The organism is Pseudomonas sp. BIGb0176 (assembly GCF_024810175.1).
In the GTDB taxonomy this organism is placed as follows: domain Bacteria; phylum Pseudomonadota; class Gammaproteobacteria; order Pseudomonadales; family Pseudomonadaceae; genus Aquipseudomonas; species Aquipseudomonas protegens.
This window is the reverse complement of the sequence record NZ_JANUEC010000001.1, coordinates 1,133,574-1,151,119: the sequence shown is the minus strand read 5'-3', so window position 1 is coordinate 1,151,119 and position 17,546 is coordinate 1,133,574. Positions and strand designations below refer to the sequence as shown.

Below are 17,546 nucleotides of genomic sequence, written 5' to 3'. Positions count from 1 at the left end.
CCTGCCCGCGCAACAGTCACTCATCGCTGACGGTCCTGCCCCAGAGATAGGAATCTCGGCAGGGCCCTTATATGTGTTTGGGAAATCAGTGATGAAAGAAAGCAGCACCTTGCTGCAGAACCTGGCTCGCAGCTTGCCCCGATTGAACATGGGCATACTGCTGGGCCTGGCGCTGCTGCTGTTCGCCACCCTGTACTGGACCCTCGAGCGTCTGTTCGATGAACAGAACAGCAACGTGCGCTTACATTTCGCCCAACTGATGGAGAACATCCAGGAGCAGGAGCTGTTTCTCAAACGCCTGGCCGCGCGCCATTCGATCGACGCCCTGAGCCTCGACGCCCCTCATCACCTGAACCTGCAAGCCTTCCCGCCCACCGCAGGCCAGCAATCCCCCTTCGCAACGCCCTTCAGCCTGAGCTTGTACCCCCAACAGCCGGCGGCCGGCGAGCTGCCCAGGGTGTTCGCCCTGGAGCTACAACTGTCGAGCTTCTACAGCGCCTTCTGGTCAGGCTCGCAGCATGTCGCTCCGCGAACCTTTGTGTTCAACACCTTCGGCCATTTCGACATCAGCCACCCCGGGGAAAACACCGCGCCCGACACCAAGGTGGCAGACCAGGTGCTGCACCAGCAGCTCGTGAAGAGCGACGGCTTTGCCGACCACCAGATCCATTGGCAACAGTACAGGCCGCCCGCGTCGGAAGCTCTACCGACCAGGTTCCTCGCGTACACCAACCTGCATGAGCCGGCTCCACTGCTGGATGTCCAGGGAGGCAACGACTGGAGCGTGGTCGCGTCACTGCTGAGCCTGGATGACCTCGATTACCTCGAGCACACCAGACACTGGTCGATCTACGACGACTTCACCCTCATCGAGCCTTCCGGCACCGCCCTCACCGGCGACCCGGCGCCTGCCGACGTGCTGGGTGAAGGCCTCAACTTCGGCCTACAGGGGATGATCGTCAAGGTGACCAGCCAGACTCCGCAGTTGTGGACCGGGCTCTATGCCATCAGCTACAGGAACTACCTCGACTACGCGCTGTGGGCCATGCTGAGCCTGCTGGCCCTCGGGGTAGGCAGCATCGCCTGCGGCTGGGCCGCCAGCCGCTGGTACCGCAACAAGGTGGTGGTCCCGGCACAACGGGCGCAGCAATGCCTCAATGAAAGCGAAGACTTCAACCGTGTGGTCATCGACACCGTTCCCTCGGGGCTATGCGTGGTGAGCCGCGACAACCTCCAGGTTATCCTGCAGAACCGTCAGGCCGAGCAATGGCAAGGCACGGCGCAACTGCTGTCTCGGCTGGCCCAGGACCGCAGCCTGATCGACGGCGGCGAAACCAGCCTCGACATCGACGGGCGCTATCTGCAGGTAGAGTTCGTCTCGACCCGCTACCAACGCCAGGATGTGCTGGTGTGTGCCTTCAACGATGTCACCCGGCATGTGGAAGATGCCAAGGCGCTGGACCGGGCCAGGCGCTCGGCGGACGCCGCCAATACCGCCAAGACCCTGTTCCTGGCCACCATGAGCCATGAAATCCGCACCCCGTTGTACGGCGTGCTCGGCACCCTGGAACTGCTAGGCCTGACCCACCTGGACAGCCGCCAGAGCGACTACCTGCAGACCATCCAGCGCTCCTCCAGCACCCTGTTCCAGTTGATCAGCGACGTGCTCGACGTCTCCAGGATCGAGGCCGGACAAATGAGCATCGATCCGCTGGAGTTCTGCCCGCTGGACATGCTGGAGGATGTCTTGCACGCCCACGCTGGCTCTGCCCAGCGGCGCGGCCTGTTGCTCTATGCCTGCATCGACCCCAACCTGCCGGACCTGTTGCTGGGGGACGCCGCGCGAATCAGCCAGATTCTCAACAACCTGCTGAGCAATGCGATCAAGTTCACCGACAGCGGCCGGGTGGTGTTGCGGGTCCGGGTGCTGGAGTTGCGCGACCAGCAAGCCCGTATCGAATGGCAGGTCACCGATACCGGGATCGGCATTTCAGCCCAGCAGCAACCCCAGCTGTTCGTCCCCTTCTTCCAGGTACGCGACGCCTCCAACGAAGCCGGGGCCGGCCTCGGGCTGGCGATCTGCGAGCGCCTGTGCCAGATGATGGGTGGGCAGATGCAGGTGACCAGCGAGCCGGGGCTGGGCAGTAGTTTCTCTTTGCGCCTGACGCTGCGCTGCCTGCCAGGAGGGCTGCCGCCATTGCTGCCATGGCCCGAAGGTGCGCCAGTGTATGTCAGGGCTCCAGTGCCGGAGTTGCTGAAAAACACCTGTGACTGGCTCGGCCGCCTGGGAGTGCCGGCCTATCCGGCCCCCCTCGGCTGGAACGACGAGCCGCAGACTGGCGTGCTCATCGACATGCTGCCCCGGGATGGCCTGGCCTCCTGGCCTGGCCCATGCGTCAGTGCCGTCTCCGGGGGCCGTAGTGGTCGCCTGCCGCAGGCCACCTCCTGGCAAGTCGACGCCCATGATATTCGCGCCATCGCCCAGGCCGCGGTGCTGGCCCACCAGGGCCTGCCCCTGTGTCAGACACAGCAGAGAGCCGGCCGCATGGGCCAACTGAACCTGCGCATCCTGGTGGCCAAACATAGCCCGATCAACCAGGCAATCATCAAGGAACAACTGCAGGCCCTGGGCTGCCAGGTGACCCTGTCGGCCAATGGCAGGCAGGCCCTGGAACACTGGCAGCCACAGCGCTTCGACATCGTGATCACCGACGTCAATATGCCACTCATGAACGGCTACGAGTTGGCGCGGGAGCTGCGTCGCCGTGACCCGCAACTGCCGATCATCGGCGTCACCGCCAACGCATTGCGCGAGGAAGGCATCCGCTGCCTCACCGCCGGCATGAACACCTGGATAGTCAAACCCATGAACCTGCAGACCCTACGGGGGCATCTGTCGAAGTTGTGCCCGACCGGCACCGCGACCGCACCGCCCAGCATTCCGCCGGCCGCACCGTCCCGGCCTCCCCCCGACACAGCGCAAGGCGACCGGATTCAAGTCACCGAGAAAATGCGCCCGCTGTTTCTCAGTACCATGCACGAGGATCTGCGGCGGCTGGCCGAGGCGCTGGACAGCGGCGCCGGCAAGATCGCCGCCGCGCGACTGCACAGCATCGCCGGCGCCATGGGGGCGGTGCAGGCAGCCCCACTGGCCAAGGCGTGCGCCGAACTGGAGTGCCGATTGCTGGAAGGTGCTCTCACTGCGGATTTGCAAGCCCAGGCCAGGCAACTGATGCAACGCTTGTCCAGACTCCTGTTGCCCCTTGAATAATGACCTGCTGGGTTTAATGTACCGACGGTCCCTAGCTCCTTTACTAATTTGCGTATTGCAAGGGTGTGTTTGCCATGGAAAAACTGAAAGTAGTCATCGCTGACGATCACCCTATCGTGTTGCTCGGTGTGCGTGAGCTGATGGAGCGTGATGATCGCTTCGAGATCGTCGGCGAAACCCTGTCTTCCCAAGGCCTGATCCAGAAGCTGGAAAGCTGCCAGGTGGATGTGGTCATCACCGACTACAACATGCCCGGGGACTCGCCCTACGGTGACGGCCTGAAGCTGGTGGAATACCTCAAGCGCAACTTCCCGCACGTGCAGGTCCTGATCCTGACCATGATTTCCAATCAGTTGATCCTCACCCGCCTGCGGGAGTTGGGTGTGGTCGGGGTGATCCAGAAGAGCCAGTTGCACGAAGAAATCCAGATCGCCCTCAAGGCCATTGCCCAGAAAGCCGTGTATCGCAGCCTGGAGCCGGTCCCCAATTCGGTGCTGGAATCCAATGTCGCCATCGACGAGCGCATCTCCACCCTGTCGCCCAAGGAGTTCGAGATTCTGCGCCTGTTCGTTTCCGGCAAAAGTGTCAGCGAGATCGCCCGCAGCCAGAACCGCAGCGCCAAGACCATCAGCGCGCAGAAGATCTCCGCCATGCGTAAACTGGAGGTGCAGAGCGACCAGGATCTCCTGACCTACTGCATTGGCCGCAATATATTCAACTGATTCCCAGCCCAAGGAACTGCCTGAAAATGGATTTAACTTCACCCGAAGCCGCCGACCTGCTGGAGCTGCAACGCTTGCAAGGGGCCTGGGAACAGATCGCGATGGAAGACAGCGGCGTGCTCAACCCACCGGACGAACACAGCGCCCCCGGCGCCCTGACCTTTATCGAAGGGCAGGATTTTCGCGTGGTGACCCCGGCCGGTGAACTGCTGCTGGCCGGCACCTTTACCCTCGACAGCAGCACCCATCCCAAGTCGATCACCTGGACCGACTCCATGGGCGCGGACGCCGGCCAGGCGCTGCCGGCCAGCTACCAGCTGAGCGCCGATGAGTTCGTATTCATCGCCGCCGATGCCGGCCAACCCCGGCCAAGCCATTTCCACACGGGCCCGGGCCAGACCCTGCGCCGCTTTGTCCGCGCTCGCCAGGCCTGAACCGGCGCAACCCTCCTGCCTGGCCTAGCCGCCAGCCGGCGGCGCGTCCAGGGCCCACCAGCTCGGCAGCAGCTGGCGGACCCTGGGTTCGGCAAAGCGATCATCGATCAGCACCAGCACCCCACGGTCGGACTGGCCACGGATCACCCGTCCTGCCGCCTGCACCACTTTCTGCAGGCCCGGGTACAGGTAGGTGTAGTCATAGCCGGAGCCGAACAGCGCCGCCATGCGCTGCTTCATCTGCTCGTTCAGCGGGTTGAGTTGGGGCAAGCCGAGGGTGACGACAAAGGCCCCGATGAGTTTCGACCCCGGCAGGTCGATGCCCTCGCCGAAAGCGCCGCCGAGTACGGCGAAACCGATACCCTGCCCCTCTGGGCGAAACTGCTGGAGAAAGTCCTGGCGCGAAGCCTCGTCCATGCCTCGGGACTGGCACCAGAGCGCAATGTCCGGGTGCTCGCGCGCCAGTAACCCGGCCACCTGTTGCAGGTAGTCGAAGCTGCTGAAGAACGCCAGGTAGTTGCCCGGGCGCGCCGCGAACTGCCGGGCCATCAGCTCGACAATCGGCGCCAGGGAGGCCTGCCGGTGGGCATAGCGGGTAGAAATGCGGCTGACAATCTGCACCTCCAACTGCCCGGCGTCGAACGGCGATTCCACATCCAGCCACACGGTGTTGTCCGGCAGCCCCAGCAGGTCAGCGTAGTAACCTCGGGGATTGAGGGTGGCGGAGAACAGCACCGTGCTGCGAGCCGCCGCCAACCGTGGCCCCAGCAGCGCCGCCGGCACCACATTGCGCAGGCTCAGGCGCGACAGGCTGCGCTTGGCGCCCAGGGCGCGCTTGCTGATGTCGAAGATGAACTGCTGCTCATCGAACAGCTCCGCCACCCGGGCAAACTGCAGCAGTTCGAAATACAGGCCCTGCAAACCGCTGTCCAGGCCCCGGGGCTGTTCGTTGAAATAGTCCCCCAGGGCCGCTACGCACAGGGCCAGGGCCTTGAGCAGCGCGGCAGGTAGCTGGGCATAGGCCTGATACTCGGCCACCTGCTCCTTGTGCAAGGCATTCCACTCGCGATTGAGCCGCTGCAACGGGCTCTTCAAGGCCTGGGGCGCGCTGCTGCGCACGCTCGCCAATTGCTGCTGGTCCAGGCTCGCGCTGTACATGCCACGCCCGCGCTCCACCAGGTTGTGGGCCTCGTCCACCAGCACCGCCACCTGCCACTGGTTGGCCTGGGCCAGGCCGAAGAGCAAGGCGCTGAAGTCGAAGTAGTAGTTGTAGTCGGCCACCACCAGGTCACTCCAGCGAGCCATTTCCTGGCTCAGGTAGTAGGGGCAGACCTGATGCTCCAGGGCCACCTCGCGCAGCGCCTGACGATCCAGCAATGGCACCTGGCTGGCGGCCTGGCGTGCCGCCGGCAGGCGGTCGTAAAAGCCCTTGGCCAGCGGGCAGGACTCACCGTGACAGGCCTTGTCCAAGTGTTCGCAGGCCTTGTCCCGGGCCACCAGCTCCAGCACCCGCAACGCCAGCCCCGGCACCCCGGAGAACAGCACCCGGGCGGCATCCAGGGCCAGTTGCCGGCCCGGGGTCTTGGCGGTGAGAAACAGCAGTGTGTCCAGCTGCTGCGCAGCCATGGCCTTGAGCATGGGAAAGATCGTGCCCAGGGTCTTGCCGATGCCGGTGGGGGCCTGGGCCAGCAGGCAGCGCCCGGTGCTCACCGCCTTGTACACCGACTCGGCGAGCGGGCGCTGGCCGCGACGAAACTCGGCGTGGGGAAAGCGCAGGTCCCGGGTGGCCTGGTCCCGGGTCGCGCGATGGTGCATTTGCTGTTGCGCCCAGTGCAGGAACAGCGCGCACTGGCGATTGAAGAACACTTCCAGCGCCTCGGCGCTGTGCTCTTGCACCAGCGCGGTTTCGCCTTCGCTGAGCACATCGAAATACACCAGCGAGACACGGATGCTCGGCAGTTGCAGGCTCTGGCACAGCAACCAGCCATAGACCTTGGCCTGGGCCCAGTGCAATTGCCGATGGTTGTCGGGCATGCGCTCAAGGTCGCCACGGTAGGTCTTGATCTCCTCCAGCAGGTTCTGCGCCGGGTCGTAGCCGTCCGCTCTGCCCTTGACCAGCAGCTCGGCGTATTGCCCCTCCAGGGCCACTTCACTCTGGTAGCCGGGGTTGCGTCGCGAAGCCACGGTACGGTGCCCGGCAATGCCCTCCAGCGCCGTGGGCGATGGGGTGAAGCGCAGGTCCAGATCGCCGGCCTTGGCGCTGAATTCGCACAGGGCGCGCACCGCGATGCGGTAACTCACGCGCTGGGGTCCTGCCACTGTACGTAGCACACCGCCACCGGCATCCGGTGTTCCTGGCAGAAATCCAGCCAGCGCAGCTGGTTGTCCTGCAAGCGATCCCCCGGGCCCTTGACCTCGATCATCCGGTAGCGCTTCTGCTCGGGCCAGAACTGGATCAGATCCGGCATGCCGGCGCGGTTGGCCTTGATGTCCAGCAGCAGGCGCTGGAACCAGTGTTTCAGGTGCTCGGCGGGCAGGCAGTCGAGGGCCTGATCGAGCAACTCTTCGCTCAGCGCGCCCCAGAACACGAAGGGCGACTGCAACCCCCACTTGGCCACGAAGCGCTGGCGGATGCTCTGCCGGTAACGGCCATCGTCGAGTTCTGCCAGGCAGGCCTGGAACAGTTCGCTGCGCCGCTGATGGAAGTCTTCGCTGAACAGGTCCACCGGCCCACGCTGGAACGGGTGGAAAAACGCACCGGGCAAGGGGGCAAAGATCGCCGGCCAGCACAACAGGCCGAACAGCGAATTGATCAGGCTGTTCTCCACGTAGTGCACCGGCGCCTGGGGCTGGTGCAGATGGGCCTGGACATGCAGTTCCACCGCCAGGCCGTCGGCGTCACGCGCCAGGCACAAGTCCAGGCGCTGCACCTCGCGGTTGGCCGCCCGGGGCGCCGGCGGCCCGCCCAGCTTGCGCCGCAGCCGGGGCATGATCCGCAGCAGATGCTGGGCCTCGGCGGCGCTCTCGGGCGCGGCAGCGGCCTGCTCGGCCAGCGCCAGGGCGGCCTGGTATTCGGCGCTGCGCTCCAGCACCCGGATCAATCGCGATCGCGCGCCCGGGTAGGCGCACTCCTGGTAGATCTGCCGGGCCAGCGCCCACTGCGCCAGGCGCTCGCATTGCTGGCCGAGCTGAAACAGCAGCTTGGCCCGGCGTTTTTCCAGCCAGGGGTTGAGGGTCTGGAAGCGGGCAATGTGCGCCAGCACCTCGGGCAATTCGGCGCCGGCCTCGAACGCTTCCTGGCACTCATGCAGATAGAGGAAGCCGTCCACGTCTTCGCGGCTGCGCAGGCCACGGGCATCGGCACTGATCTCGACCTTCTCGTAGCTGTAGATGCCCAGGTCCGCGAGGACGAATTCCGACCAGTCCTGATACAGGTTGCCAAAGAACATCAGGCGCAGGCGATCGCACAGCGGCATCAGCGTCAGGCTCAGGAGCCGGTCTGGCAGCGCCGGGCACCACTGGGCGAATGCCTGGGGCGCCAGGCCCTGCTGGGTTAGCTCTTCCAGCCACTGGTCTTTCCTGGCCTTGGCCGCAAGCCCGTTGAAGCACTGCAGGATCTCGGCCTTTTGCAGCAGGCCGAACAGCTCTTCCAGGCAGAGCGGCGCCTGCTCATCGACCCAGCCCAGCGCCAGCAACGGCTCCAGGGCCGCGGCGCTGTCGCCGATCTCCGGGTAGCTGAGCTTGCTCAGGCGAAAGTGCCGGCCCTTGCGCATCACCATGCGCACCAGCAAGGCCTGGGAAGGCTCGGCCAGTTGCGCGAAATCAAGGATGAAGCGCTGTTCATCGGCGCTCAGCACATCGGCATAGCGCAGCTGCAGCCAGTTCAATACCTGGCGGAAGTTGTGCAGGTAATAGAGGGGGTTTTCGAGGGGATTGGAAGTCACTGAACGCAAGCGCCACGGCTGATCGGATACTGGTTATGCATACAGATAACAGCCGGCGACCGGGTCTGGCAAACACTATTGGATAAATGGCACAGCGAAGTTTTTTACAATTCCCTGGCGAACTTTCGTCGTCTTCACTACACCAAGGGCCCATGGCTATAGTGTCCGGCGCCAATGCGCGTACGCATCATTGATGAGAGGTCTGTATGAAAGTGAAGAACCTGGGATTGTTTCTGGCCGCTTGCGGCGCCATGGCCTTGGCCGGTTGCGCCTCGCCCACTGTGGTGACCCTGCAGAACGGCACCCAATACCTGACCCGGGACCAGCCCAAGACCAAGACCGCCGACGGCTTCTATGAATTCCAGGACATTTCCGGCAAGACCATCCGGGTCAAGGCGGACGATGTGGCCACCGTCCGCCAGGAAAAATGATCCGCTGCGGTTGAAGTCAGTGCGACCAGGGAAAGGGCCCCTGCCCTGGCTCGCAGAAAATCCCCAGGGGCTTGCCGCGCCTGGACAATTCGTTACGCACCTGCTGGCAACGCTCGCGCTCCCGGGCCTCGGCGTTGTCGATGCTGATGTTGCCGGTGGTATCCGGCCTCTTGTCGTCCCCCAGACGGACCTGGGCCCAGGGTTGTTCGGGTTGCACATGGAAGCGGCTCGGGGCCGGCTCCTCCTTCACTTCAGGCGCCGGCTGGCCGGCCGGCAACTGGTCCGGGGTCACCCCATAGCGCTTCAAAATCGAGCTGTGAGGCAATTCCTCGGCGGATGCCATGGCCACCCACAGGGCCAGCACCACACCGCTCGCATACCTCTTGCTGTTACTCACCGTCAAAACTCTCCTGTCATTGCCGTAGCGTGAATGCCTGCCTGTACTAACGAGCTGACACGTTTCAGCTTTACCGTTATTGGAGTCGCAAATCGACTGGCAGGTCACTTCCCCCCGGCAATGAACGGTGCGAGGCCCATTGCAGGCCTCGCGCCGCGCCGGCATCAGGCGAGAACGATGCCGGAACCGTTGAGGTGCTCCAGGCTGACCCCCACCAGGGTCACCGAGTCCTGGCCGAAGGTCAGCACCGTGTCGTTACCACTGCTGCTGGCATGAGCCCGATAGTCCTGGTCCGGCAGTACGCCGCTCACCCCCATGAACACCAGCTTGTCGCCACCCTGGTAGCCGAGGATGCGGTCCTGGCCGAAATGCCCGGTGAACAGAAAGGTATTGTTGCCGCCTCCGGCTTCCATCAGGTCGTTGCCGGCACCGCCAACGAACACGTCGTTGCCCTGGCCGCCGATCAGGTGGTCGTTGCCGTCCAGGCCGAACAGCCAGTCGCCGCCGGCATGGGCCTTGAGCACGTTGTCGCCCGCATCGCCCCTGACCGACGAGGCGTACTGGGTAACCTGCCCGCCGGCCTTGAGGCCCTGGTCGGTGACCTGGTGGATCACATCGTCCTTGAACAGGCCCCAGAGAAAGCCCGGCTCCTTGCTCTGGATCGCGCCAATGTCGCGGGTCATGCTGATACCGCCATTGGCGTCACGCAGGTACAGGGTCCCGGCGCCGTCGCTGGCAAAGCTGTAGTTCTTGACCGACTGCTGCAGGTCCAGGGTGTTGCTGCCCTGGCCGCCGAGGATGATGTTGTAGCCGCCGCTGTCGCGGAACGTATCGTTGCCGGCCCGGCCTTCCAGGTAGTCGTTGCCGCTGCCGCCCTGGATCAGGTCGTTGCCGTCGCTGCCGATGATGAAGGTGCTGCCCTTGTGGGTCTCGGCATTGCGGTTGAGGTCCTGGACCCAGGTACTGGCCCGGGCCGGGTCCGACAGGTTGGCTACCACGATGGTGGAGTCCTTGCTGGTGAAGTCGTAGAACTTCGACTCCAGCACCCGGGTCAGGCCGTCGCCGTAGCCGGTGGGCAGGTGGGAGAGCCAGGTGGGAATGTTGAGGATCGAGAACGGCAGCACATTCCACAGGGTCGAGGCGTAATGGTCGTTGAAGTTGACGATGTTGTTGGTCGCCGAGTCCTGGTGGGCGTCATGCACCCCGAGGGACGACAGGTTGAAGGTTGAGCCGTCCAGGGCGCGGAACACCGGGTCGTTCTCGTAGCCGATGTTCAGCACCTTGTCGCTGGCGCTCTGGGTCGGCGAGGCGTAGGCGATGTAGTTGGAGTCCTTGTAGAACCCCGACCAGCGTTCGCTGCTCAGGTCCGCCAGGCTGTTGACCCCCAGCCCGCCCAGGCTGTGGCCGCTGACCAGGACATCCTTGCCCGACAGGCCATTGGCCTGGGCGAAGGCGGCGACATCTCCCAGCAGCTTGCCGAACGCCTCGCCGGCATAGTTCTTCGCATAGTCCTTGGGGCCCAGGGCCGCCAGCAGGTCGTTGATCACATCACCGATGGTGTCACTGATCACCGATTCCCGTGGCCCGCTGGTGCCGCGAAAGGCAATGCCGATGGACTCCAGGTGGCCCTGGGCATCGTACTTGCCGAGGATTTCCACCTGGGCCGTGCCGTAGCCGGCCTTCTCGCCAAAGAAGGTTCCCCGGCCATCGACCTTGCCGTCGTAGCCCAGTTGCTGGGCGCTGATGGTGGACCAGCCGGCCTGGTGCAGGGCATCCAGCGCGGCCTTCTCGGAGTCGGGGTTCCAGGGAATGCCGGGGATTACCCCCTGGGAATTGCCGCTGCCGATCAGCGCCGTGACCAGGGTCGCCGGCAGGCCCAGGCCGAAGCCGTTGTGCTGGTAGCCCTCGGCAAAGCCGTTGTCGATGTTGTGGTAGGAGTACAGGGTGATCGCCAGCGCATCGGAAAACAGCGCCTTGGAGTCACTTGCAGTGAAGTTCTTGTAGTCAAACACACCCATGGTATTGCCTCTTCTGTTGTTGGAATTGTCAGAGCAAACGCATGCCGCCCAAGCCCCATGGCGGGACTCGGGCAACTCGGTGAAGGGCCGGGGGACTGCTGGCTACCCGGCCTTCAGAACTGCCAGTCCAGGGTCAAGCCGACCCCGTGACTCTTGTCCCGGGCCCCCAGCAACCCGTTGTAATCCAGGTTGACCCGAGTCCCTCGGCCCACGGCCATGCCGGCCCGGGCGCCAATGACCGCGGCGTCGCGATCCAGGGACAGGCTCTGCACCTTGAAGCCCTGCCCGCCCTCGACGAACCCCAGGTTCATCGTGGCGTCGGTGGGGCTCAGGTGGTGCTGCCAACCCAGGGTAGCCGACAGCTCCAGGCTTCGGGTCGAGCTCAGTTGCAGGCGTTGGCCAGCGCGCAGGCCCAGGGTCGTGAGCCAGGCCTCGCGGTGGTCATCCGCGCCCCTCAAGGCCGCGTCGCCGCCCTTCTCCTTGAAGCTGTCGCTGGCCACATTGACATAAGCCAGGTTAGCGAAGGGTTCAAGCGCCAGGGGTTGCAGGTCCAGGCTCCAGGCGGCCTCGGTGAACAGCTGGGCGCTCTGGGCGTCACGCTTGGTCTTGAGCCGCTCGGATTCCCCGGCAAACTGCAACTCGCGCTTGACGTCGATGCGGTGCCAGCTGTAGGAACCGCCCACACTCAGGCGCACGGCATCCAGTTGCTGGCCGACATAGGCCCCCAGGTGGTAGCTGTCGACCTTGGCCGAGGAATGGGTACCATCGCCCATGTTCAGGGAACTGTCGCTGTAGCCACCGAACAGCCCCAGGCGCCGGCCCTCGCCCACTTCACCATCCACCCCGGCCAGCAAGCCGCCGATGGAGGTGTTGTAGCCGGCCTGGGAATGCCCGCCATCGGCCTTGCCCCAGGCGCCCAGGACCTTGAGCCAGGCGCCTTCATCAAGGCTCTGGGTGCCGTTGCCGACAGCCCCGGCGTCCTGGCGCAGGCGCTCGCCCATGGTGTCGCGCAGGTGACGGCCCTGGTTGATCAGGACACTGGCCACCGCCGGGTGGATCTCCCCGGACAATTGCTGGAAGGCCTGCTGGGCACTGGCGGCAGTCGGCGCCAGCAGCAGGCTTTCGAACAGCGGGCTGCCGGCCCCCAGTTGCTCGGCGGCAGCCGCCACCGACACCTGGTTGTCGGTCAGGCCGACACTGGCGAACGAGCGCGCACTGCGCTGCACCGCCAACTGCACACCAGTGGCCGAGTAGTCCAGGCTGCCGGCAAGAAACAGGTAGCTGGGCAACACCGTGCCGAAGCTGCCCTGGACCCCGCCCGCCGCATCGAGGATGTCGAACTGGCGCCCCAGCACGCTGCCGCTGCCAGTGCTCGAAGGCTCCAGGACCATGGCCAGGTTGGCCCCGGCAATGGTCACCTGGCCGCTGCTGACGATCCGGTCGCTGCCGGTCGGCGACACCTCCACGGCGTAGGTCGAGCCCGGCTGGAAGGTCACGTCGCCGGCCACGTTCAGGGTGCCGATGGAGTTGCCCGGGGCCACCGTGGCCCCGGCGTTGGCCGTCAGCCCGCCGATCCGGCCATTGCCGCCGAGGGTTGCGCCCTGGTTCACCGTCACCGTCGACGTCAGGCTGCCGTTGACCGCCAGGCGGCCCTGGTTGACCAGGGTCGGGCCGGCGTAGCTGTTGTTGCCGCTGAGCACCAGGGTGCCGATGCCCTCCTTGGTCAGGCCGCCATGGCCGCTGATGTCGTTGCTCCAGATGTCGAAGCCGCAGTTGAACTGGGTACAGCGCCGCTGGGTGGGCTTGCCGGCGTCCAGCAGCGCTCCCACCCCCGGCAGGTTGGCTACCCACTGGGACGAGCCATAGGCGCCATCGATCCGCAGTTCCTGGGGGATGTCCTGCTCGGTGACCAGCATGCCCGGGCCGCGAATGCCCTTTTGCAGGTCGATCATGCCCCAGCCATACAGCTCGTCGATGCCCGGCGCGCCCATGTCCCGGGCGGTGGTGCGCAGCACCCCGGCGATCTGCGCCGCATCCATGTAGGGAAAGCGCTCCATCAGTACCGCTGCCGCACCGGCGGCATGGGGCGCGGCCATCGAGGTGCCGTTCTTGTTGGCGTAGCCGACCGTCATGTCTTCCAGGCTGGTGCCGCCGATCACGGCGCTGTAGATCCGTGTACCCGGGGCCGAGACACAGAAGCTCGCGGTGTAGCCGCAGCGTGAGGAAAAGGTACTGATGGTGTAAGGCTCGGCGCTGCTGGTGTCCGGGTTCTGCTGCAAGGCCGCCACTGTCAGCCACTGCGGGGCGATTTCCGGGACGAAATAGCCCAGCCCGGCGATGGCGTCCGGATTGTTCAGGTTGTAGTCGTTGCCGGCGGCGAAGATGGTCAGCACGCCACTGCGGGCCGCATTGATGGCACCGTCATAGGCACCGCCTTGCAAGGTGCCGAGCAAGGGCCGGATCTGGCTGAACTGGGCCTGGGCGTCACTCAGGCCGAAGTGCGGGAACGCCGGATCGCGCCCGCCCTTGGCGAATGCGTCGGTGATGCCGATGCCCCAGCTGTTGTTGATGATCCGCGCGCCACTGGCTACCAGGCCGTCCCAGCCGGCCTTGTACACCGCCCCATCGTTGCCCAGGATGATGCCGTCCTCGGGGCCAGGGTCGCCGTTCTCGGCACTGATGATCTGGGCGTCGAAGGCCACCCCATGCATGGCGCCGCCATCGCGGCTGCCGGCGGCGATACCGCCCACGTGAGTGCCGTGGGAACCGAGCTTGCCGTCCGAGCCCACCGAGGGCGTGCCGTCATAACGGAAGGCGTCTCCAGCCTTTACCGGAATGTAGGGATCGGTGTACTGGCGGATGCCGCTGGTCACCAGGGTGATGACCTTGTCGCTGCCGGCGAACTCGGGGTGCTGGGCATACACCGGCTGGTCGAAGATCCCCAGCTTGATGCCCTGGCCGGTGTAGCCGGCGGCATAGGCACTGTCGGCATGTATCGCCCCCAGGCCCCAGTCGGCCTTGAATTCGGCGCTGCGCCAACTGGCGGCGTCGCCGAGCTTGCCGGTTTCCACATAGGGCGCCGCCTGGGCACCAGTGGCCAGGGCCAGGCAACCGGCCAGGGCGCTGGCCAGCGGGTTGTACGCCCAGGGTAGCTGCCGGCAGCGAGGCCATCCGGAGCGGGTATTGCGAAGATGCGGTTGTCCAGGTTGAAACTGCTTCACTACGACCATCCTTAGTTGTATGGGCAATCGACCGGCGCGACGACGCTCTGCGCCGGGGTATGGCGACCGGCGCTTCAGAAGCGCCAGTCGAGGTTCAGCCCCACGTTGTGGAACTGTTCGGCATTGCCCAGCTGGCCCTGGTAATCCAGGCTCAGGTCCAGCTGGGCGGTGACTCCAAGGCGCGCCTGAAGCCCCAGCAGCGCCGCATCCCGGGACGCGCTTGCGCTGTCCACGGCAAAGCTCGGGCCGCCGCTGGCGAACGCCAGGTGCTGGCTGGAAGTGTCATGCCCCAGGCGGTGCTGCCAGGCCAGGCTACTTGACAGCTCCAGGGGCTGGCCGCGGCTCAGGCTGAGCCGCTTCAGGCCCCGGGCCCCCAGGCTGCCCAGCAGGGCCTCGGCGCTGTCGTCCCCGGCGCGCAGGGCCGCGGCGTCGCCCTTCTCATGGAAGGCGTCACGCTGCAGGTGCAGGTAGGCCAGGTTGGCGAAGGGCTCCAACGTCAGGGCCGGTAGCTGCAGCCGATACGCCGCCTCGCTGAACAGCTGGCTGCTGCGGCCGTCGATCCGGGCCTTCTGCTTGGCGCTGGCTTCGGCGTATTGCAGGTCGCGGCGCACCTGGGCGCTATGCCAGCTGTGGCTGGCCCCCAGGCTCAGGCGCAGGCCGCCCAGGTTGCGCCCGGCATAGGCGCCCAGGTGGTAGCTGTCGATCTGCGCGCTGGAGTGGCTGGCGCCACCCATGCGCAGCGAGGTGTCGCTGTAGCCGGCGGCCAGGCCGACCCGCGTGTCCGCGTCCAGGTCGCGGTCCAGCCCCAGCAGCACCCCACTGCCCTTGCCCTGGTAGGAACTGTGGCCCGAGTCGCCGTCAGTGCGCGCCTGCCCACCCAGGCCCTTGATCCAGAAACTCGCCTCGCCCTCCCCGGCATTTGGCCCCGGGCGCTGCAAGCGCTGGCCAAAGGCCTCGCGCAGGTCGCGGCCCTGATTGAGCAGGGTCTGCTCCAGAGCCGGGTAGATCTCCCCGGACAACTGTTGCAACGCCCCTTGAGCCGAAGCCGGCGAGGCCGACAGCAGCAGGCTTTCGTAGACCGGGTCGGCCGTGCCCAACTGCTCCACCGCCGTGGCCACCGCGCGCTGGTTGGGGCTGGCGGCCACGCTGGCAAAGGTCGCGGCGCTGCGCACCAGGCCCAGTTGCACGCCGCTGGCGGAGTAATCGACCACCGCGCCGAGAAACAGGTAGTTGGGTTGCACCAGGGCGAACTGCCCATCGATACCGCCCGCGGCCTGCAAAATGTCGAACTGGCGCCCGACCAGCCCCCGGACCTGCCCGGCGCTGAGCAGGTTGGCGTTGTGTTCCAGGCTCAGGCTGAGCTGGGCGCCCTCCAGATGTGCCCGGCCGCCGGCGACGATACGGTCGCTGGCGGTCGGCGTCAGCTCCACGGCGTAGGTCGAACCTGGCTGGAAACTCACATCGCCGGCCACATTCAGGGTGCCGATGGAGTTGCCCGGGGCCACGCGCGCGCCGCGGGTCGCGGTCAGCGCCGCGACCTGCCCGCTGCCACCCAGGCTCGCGCCACTGTTGACCGTGACCGCGGATACCAGGCTGCCATTGACCACCAGCAGCCCGCCATCGACCGTGGTCGGCCCGCGATAGCTACTGTCACCGCTGAGCAACAGCCAGCCGGCCCCGGACTTGACCAGGCTGCCCTGGTACAGGCGCTGCGCGGCCGCCGCATCCCGGGCCATGCCGACCGCGTAGTCGGTCAGTTCCTGCTGGCTGGCCTGGGCCCCCGGGCCCTGCTCCCAGCCACGATCCTTGAGGGTCTGTTGCCAGGCCTGGTGCTCGGCGGCATCCTCCACCTGGCGCTGGGCCAGGGCCTGGTCGGAGATGCCGTTGCTCCACACATCGCCCTGCCCGGCCTCCAGGTTGACCTTGAGTTCCCCCAGCAACTGCCCGGGCCCGTGCAATGCCCGGCCCAGGTCCGGCACGCCCCAGCCCACCAGGCTGCCAGGGGCCTGGGTCAGCGAGCCATCGAGCTGGCGGGCGGTGGTCAGCAGCACCTGCAGGGCCTGCTGGTTGTCCAGATAGGGGTAGCGCTCCATCACCAGGGCCAGGGCCCCGCTGGCATGGGGCGCGGCCATCGAAGTGCCGTTGTAGGTGGCGTAGCCGCCCCCGGGCACAGTGCTGGTGATGGCCGCGCCGGGCGTGGCCAGGCACCAGTACTTGGCGATCCCGCACTGGTTGTATTTCTGCTGGTTGTTCTTATCCAGGCCCGAGACCGCCAGCCAGTGCCCTTCCAGCTCCGGCTGAAAATACGGCAGTGCCGATCGCACGCTGGCATTGGCATAGCCGCTGTTGCCGGCGCTGAAGACGTTGATCACCCCCTGGCGCGAGACCTGCGCCGCCGCATCGAGCCAGGTGTCCTGGCCGAATTGCTGGGCATAGGCGGCGTGCAGGCCCTGGAGGGTCTGGTAGCTGACGTCCTTGGGCTGGCTGCCCCAGCTGTTGTTGATGACCCGCACCCCGGCGTCGGCCAGGGCACCGTACACCGCCTGGAAATAGCGCGGGTCGGGGCCCGGGCCGAAGAGCATGCTGTCGTTGCCGTTGGTGTTGCCGACGTAGACCTGGGCATTGAAGGCCACCCCGTGCATGCCGTTGCCGTCGCGGGCGGCGCCCATGGTGCCGGTGACGTGAGTGCCGTGGGTGTCGTTGTTGGCGTTGAGCACCCCGGACACCTGGAACCCGCTGCCGTCCTGGTAGTTGCCGCTGGCGATCACCGGGTGAAAGCGCAGGGACGAGGCTTCGGCATGGGCCGCATCGAAGCCCGAATCCAGGGCACCGATCTTGACCCCGCTACCGGTAAGGCCGGCAGCGTAGGCCTGGTTCGCCTGCATCCGGTCCAGGCCCCAGTCCTGCAGGTATTCGGCGGAGCGCCAGCTGGCGGCATCACCGAGGCGACCGGTTTCCTGGTAGGCCGCCTGGGCCCCACCCGGCAGGTTCGCGGCAAACGCCAGGAACACCCCGGCCGCCAGCACATTGAGCTGATGAACATTCACATCCATGTTGATGACTTCTCTTGTTGTTGTTCTGGGATCGACTTTCCGTAACCGATCAGCA

The 17,546-nt window shown here is 65.8% G+C and carries 10 protein-coding genes; 4 read left to right on the top strand and 6 right to left on the bottom strand.

Features of this window, described 5'->3' with window-relative positions:
• The first annotated feature begins 91 nt into the window (after positions 1-91).
• From M2395_RS04925 to M2395_RS04915, 3 genes are all read left to right on the top strand, one after another.
• Complete coding sequence (locus tag M2395_RS04925; protein ID WP_123430708.1) at positions 92-3,271, top strand: hybrid sensor histidine kinase/response regulator; 3,180 nt, start codon at positions 92-94, stop codon at positions 3,269-3,271.
• A gap of 74 nt (positions 3,272-3,345) precedes the next feature.
• The gene (locus tag M2395_RS04920; RefSeq protein ID WP_041118370.1) at positions 3,346-3,993 is read left to right on the top strand and encodes a response regulator; all 648 of its coding nucleotides are present in this window, start codon (positions 3,346-3,348) and stop codon (positions 3,991-3,993) included.
• A gap of 26 nt (positions 3,994-4,019) precedes the next feature.
• Entirely contained in the window at positions 4,020-4,427 is a 408-nt protein-coding gene (locus tag M2395_RS04915) for a TIGR03067 domain-containing protein (RefSeq protein ID WP_053158737.1), read from the top strand.
• A gap of 24 nt (positions 4,428-4,451) precedes the next feature.
• Here the strand turns inward: M2395_RS04915 and M2395_RS04910 are convergent, their stop codons facing one another.
• Both M2395_RS04910 and M2395_RS04905 read right to left on the bottom strand, forming a co-directional pair.
• Positions 4,452-6,728: an ATP-dependent DNA helicase gene (locus M2395_RS04910; RefSeq protein WP_123430707.1), complete on the bottom strand. Its 2,277-nt coding sequence runs from the start codon at positions 6,726-6,728 to the stop codon at positions 4,452-4,454.
• Positions 6,725-8,371, bottom strand: a complete 1,647-nt coding sequence (locus M2395_RS04905) for a VRR-NUC domain-containing protein (RefSeq protein ID WP_123430754.1) — start codon at positions 8,369-8,371, stop codon at positions 6,725-6,727. The genes M2395_RS04910 and M2395_RS04905 overlap by 4 nt, the downstream gene beginning before the upstream one ends.
• Positions 8,372-8,577: 206 nt before the next feature.
• Here M2395_RS04905 and M2395_RS04900 point away from each other — a divergent pair, with 206 nt between their 5' ends.
• Complete coding sequence (locus M2395_RS04900; protein ID WP_011061484.1) at positions 8,578-8,802, top strand: YgdI/YgdR family lipoprotein; 225 nt, start codon at positions 8,578-8,580, stop codon at positions 8,800-8,802.
• A gap of 16 nt (positions 8,803-8,818) precedes the next feature.
• Here M2395_RS04900 and M2395_RS04895 read toward each other — a convergent pair whose 3' ends face one another.
• From M2395_RS04895 to M2395_RS04880, 4 genes are all read right to left on the bottom strand, one after another.
• Positions 8,819-9,199, bottom strand: coding sequence for a hypothetical protein (locus tag M2395_RS04895; protein ID WP_019095821.1), 381 nt, complete (start codon positions 9,197-9,199; stop codon positions 8,819-8,821).
• 164 nt (positions 9,200-9,363) lie between these two features.
• Positions 9,364-11,217, bottom strand: a complete 1,854-nt coding sequence (locus M2395_RS04890) for a polyurethanase (protein WP_123430706.1) — start codon at positions 11,215-11,217, stop codon at positions 9,364-9,366.
• A 113-nt stretch (positions 11,218-11,330) separates the two neighbouring features.
• On the bottom strand, positions 11,331-14,447 hold the full coding sequence (locus M2395_RS04885) for an autotransporter serine protease (RefSeq protein ID WP_123430705.1): 3,117 nt from the start codon (positions 14,445-14,447) through the stop codon (positions 11,331-11,333).
• A gap of 65 nt (positions 14,448-14,512) precedes the next feature.
• Positions 14,513-17,491, bottom strand: a complete 2,979-nt coding sequence (locus tag M2395_RS04880) for an autotransporter serine protease (protein WP_123430704.1) — start codon at positions 17,489-17,491, stop codon at positions 14,513-14,515.
• Between the last annotated feature and the right edge of the window lie 55 nt (positions 17,492-17,546).

What these genes read in the sequence shown, in the direction of transcription:
- M2395_RS04915 (WP_053158737.1), top strand. Translation starts at nt 4,020, where the DNA reads ATGGATTTAACTTCACCCGAAGCCGCCGACCTGCTGGAGCTGCAACGC.
- M2395_RS04920 (WP_041118370.1), top strand. Translation starts at nt 3,346, where the DNA reads ATGGAAAAACTGAAAGTAGTCATCGCTGACGATCACCCTATCGTGTTG.
- M2395_RS04885 (WP_123430705.1), bottom strand. Translation starts at nt 14,447, where the DNA reads ATGGTCGTAGTGAAGCAGTTTCAACCTGGACAACCGCATCTTCGCAAT.
- M2395_RS04880 (WP_123430704.1), bottom strand. Translation starts at nt 17,491, where the DNA reads ATGGATGTGAATGTTCATCAGCTCAATGTGCTGGCGGCCGGGGTGTTC.
- M2395_RS04890 (WP_123430706.1), bottom strand. Translation starts at nt 11,217, where the DNA reads ATGGGTGTGTTTGACTACAAGAACTTCACTGCAAGTGACTCCAAGGCG.
- M2395_RS04900 (WP_011061484.1), top strand. Translation starts at nt 8,578, where the DNA reads ATGAAAGTGAAGAACCTGGGATTGTTTCTGGCCGCTTGCGGCGCCATG.
- M2395_RS04925 (WP_123430708.1), top strand. Translation starts at nt 92, where the DNA reads ATGAAAGAAAGCAGCACCTTGCTGCAGAACCTGGCTCGCAGCTTGCCC.